The organism is Peribacillus sp. P4_C12, assembly GCF_056402095.1.
On sequence record NZ_JBFUIB010000375.1, the window covers coordinates 1 to 3,774 of the forward strand.

A 3,774-nucleotide genomic window follows, 5' to 3' on the forward strand; every position below is an offset into this window, starting at 1 on the left:
GTAAATGGCCATTCGAAACAAGATATTTTGTGCTTCCGTATTTTTTTAAATGCAAAATTTCAAGTTGAAGTGCCTGTTGCCATTCTTTTATATAGTTAACCGTTGAATTCATTTTTCACTTTCCTCACAAAATATGCCTTTGGATGTATAAAGAACTGGCCCATTAGATAGGCGCTATTGCGATGAATAACCAAGGCTCTAGGCTTTTTATGTAAAACCTGCCTCGTGACAATATCTCTTCTTTAACATATAAAATAAGGCCCAATCAAAAGATTGGGCCTCTCATTTGCCAATAGTCTTACTATAGCATTTTTTATTTCATCATACCATGGGCTCTTTTGGAAGAAATGGTTTACATTAGCCCTTTGTCAGCTCTGTGAATTGTTCTACTAAATCACTGAAAATCCTCATCGCATTTTCAATAGGCTCAGGTTTAGTTAAATCTACGCCTGTTTTCTTGAGCAGTTCTAACGGGAATTCAGAACTGCCGCTTTTCAAGAAGGTCAAATAACTTTCGAGGGTTTTTTGATCTCCGGAAAGAATTTTATCTGCAATTGTAATAGCTGAAACGTAACCTGTAGCATATTTATACACATAAAATGGACGATAAAAATGCGGAATGCGTGACCAGCCATACTTCACTTCTTCATCGAAAATTATTTCATCACCATTATATGTTCGGAAAATTGTTTCATAAGCTGTGTTAAACACCTCGGCATTTAGTGGTTCATCATTTTCTGCCTTCTCGTGAACGATCTTTTCAAATTCTGCGAACATCACCTGTGTGAAGAAAGTTCCCTTAAAGCTATCGATAAAATGGTTAAGTAAGTGCTTTTTCTTTTGAACGTCTTTTGTTGTATTAATTAAATGGCGAATCAGCAGAATTTCATTCACCGTAGAAGCCACTTCCGCTACAAAAATGGAATAGCCTGCTGTTATTTGCGGTTGATATTTTGAGCTATAGTATGAATGCATTCCATGGCCAGATTCATGCGCAAGTGTAAATACGCTGTCAAGATCATCACGGTGATTTAGTAAGATAAATGGATGAACACCATAAAGTCCTAAGTTGTAAGCCCCAGACCGTTTTCCAGGTGTTTCTCTGACATCAATATAGCGATTTTCTTTAAAGGTTTTTAAGATAGAAGTATATTCTTCACCCAGCGGTTTCAACGCCTCAATCATTAAAGCAAAACTGTCATCATATGATATTTCTTCTTTTGCACCTTCGACCAATGGCACACTTAAATCGTATGCACGCAATTCATTTACACCCAAAAGGTCTTTCCGCAGCTGGATGTATTTATGCATCGGTCCTATATTTTGTTTAGTAGACATAATTAAGTTATCATATACCTCTTTTGGAACTTGATCACCGAACAATGATTTTTCTAAGGCAGAAGGGTAGTTCCTTAGTTTAGAGAGATTCACGTTATTCTTGATTGCTGTTGAAAGTGTTGAAGCAATCGTATTTTTCAGTTGTACATATGGCTGATAATACGCAATGTATGCCTCTTTTCGAATATCACGATTGTCATCTTCAATCAATTTTGAATATAATCCTCGGGTCAGCTCTACTTTTTCGCCGTCTTCATTTGTCACTTCTCCAAACTTAATGTCAGCATTGTTGATCATCCCGAATGTTTTTTGTGGTGCTGAAAAGGCTTCACCTATTTGGGAAAGGACCTCTTCCTGTTCTTTCGTTAACACATGGGTTTTATAGCGATAAGAATCCAGTAAATCTTCTTCAAAATATTTCAAACCCTCGATTTCCTTTATGTACCCTTTTAGCGTTTTTTCTTCTAGGCTTAAAAGAAATGGCATGAAAAATGCAGAAGCATTGCTAATTTTCTGACCTAACTGACTTGCCCGATCAAGCAAAGCCTGTGATGAAGTAACCCTTGTATCCAAATCTGTTTGCAGCATTGCAAATACATAGAGTTTATTATAAATGTAACCAAGTTCCTCACTTAACCTTAAATACTCAAACAAGTCTTGAGCTGTCTGAATTTGTCCATCATAGGTTTTTAATTTTTCTGTCATCTTAAGGACTTCTTGATAATCCTTTTCCCATTTATCCTTGTTATCGTAAATATCATTTAGATTCCAAGTTTCTTCCCCTTTGATTTCGTCACGTGTTTTGTACGTTTGCATTTTATTGGCACTTCCTTTCATACTTATAGGCTTACCCTCTATTATAAGCGACTTTCAGAAAAATCTGCATAAAAAAACCAGTATGCTAAAAATACATACTGGTTATTACATAAAATATAATTAGAATTTAGCTGCAGCTTCTACAACTTTCGCCAATCCTTCAGCAATAATGTCTTGTGTGCGGTCTGGATATTGATTGTGCCCTTCGATAACAACTGTTTCTGGATTCGTTATCCCCCATAGGTTTAGATTCATTGTTACAAATTTCACTGCCATTTCAGCAGCATCCATTCCTGGTAAAGCATAATCTGAACCACGAGCATTAAGTACAGCCACTTTTTTCTCAGGAATAAGACCAACTGGGCCTTCCGCAGTATATTTAAATGTTGTACCTGCTTGAGCAAGATAAGAAATATATGTTACAAGAGGAGCCGGTACCGTAGCGTTCCATAATGGGAATGCAAATACTACTTTATCAGCAGCAAGAAACTGGTTCAAGTATTGTTGCACGTTATCCGCTTCTTTTGATTCTTCTTCAGTCAATTCCATACCTTGGTTGCGTTTGAATATCGCTGTAATTGCTGTGTTTCCGTAATATGGTAGGTTGAGTTTGAATAAATCCAATTCAGTAATTTCATCGTTAGGATTTGCTTCTTTATATGTGCTTAAAAACGATTCATACATTTTCACGCTGATTGCTTGCTCTGCTGGACGGTCGTTTGCTTTGATTAATAATACTTTAGACATGTTGGTTCCCCCAATTGTAATTAATATGTGTATGTGAATAGCACAGTTTTAATCAAAATATTTAATCAAGATATCTCGAAGTAACTGCAATTCCTACATACACATTATAATTGTGTTAATAAAATAAAACAAGATATATGTTTTAAGGGTTATATACTATATTTTGTGTTTTAGATACTTTACAGACATATAAAGAAATAAATATCGGAGTTCTAGAGTCATGGTGAACTTTCTAAATCCCCTTTTTAACAGTTACAAGCATATAATATAGAAGAAAAGAGCAAATAAATAAACGAGAGCAAATACTCTCGTTTATAACTCTTTATGATTGAAAGGACATTTTCCTTTTATCGGTTCAATATCATCACCAATAAAAAATTGTTTCCATTCATTATGATTTACATCGCCAAAGTGGCTGATATCCGGATGTTTCGGGAGATTATCCCATTTTTCTACTCGTTCACGCACCTTTTCACGTGACATGATTCCGCCTTTTTCTGTACCTTCTAATCCTTCAAAGATCATTCGGGGTTGGAAGCCCAGTACAAGACTATTTCCTAAATCACGGGTTTTACGCTGTTTATATGCAGGTGCATTACCAAAGATAAAAATTGGTTCCCCTGCAAAATGGTAATCCCATAAATAATGATCCGGATCTTTTGGCTTTTCATTTGGCCAAGGTTTCTTATCATTTATATGAAGATACTGAAGGATATCCCAAAATCGTTTTCGATATAATTCTAAATCTCCTTCTTGCTTTTCTGGCTCCATAAAAACAAACAAACCATGTCTGACATATGGAGGTTCCTGGAATAAGTCTAGAAAGCTTTCCACAGCTTTTGGGAGATTGGACCAATCTTCCTGTGTAATATA

Annotated in this window: 3 protein-coding genes; all 3 read right to left on the minus strand. The window is 35.7% G+C overall.

Features of this window, described 5'->3' with window-relative positions; translation table 11 throughout:
• Positions 1-357: 357 nt before the first annotated feature.
• Complete coding sequence (gene pepF, locus AC1DUW_RS23240; RefSeq protein WP_477643565.1) at positions 358-2,154, minus strand: oligoendopeptidase F; 1,797 nt, start codon at positions 2,152-2,154, stop codon at positions 358-360.
• Positions 2,155-2,274: 120 nt separating this feature from the next.
• Entirely contained in the window at positions 2,275-2,901 is a 627-nt protein-coding gene (locus AC1DUW_RS23245) for an FMN-dependent NADH-azoreductase (RefSeq protein WP_098175008.1), read from the minus strand.
• A gap of 312 nt (positions 2,902-3,213) precedes the next feature.
• Positions 3,214-3,774, minus strand: a 561-nt coding sequence (locus AC1DUW_RS23250; RefSeq protein ID WP_477643566.1) for a YqcI/YcgG family protein, incomplete at its 5' end; no start/stop codon positions are given.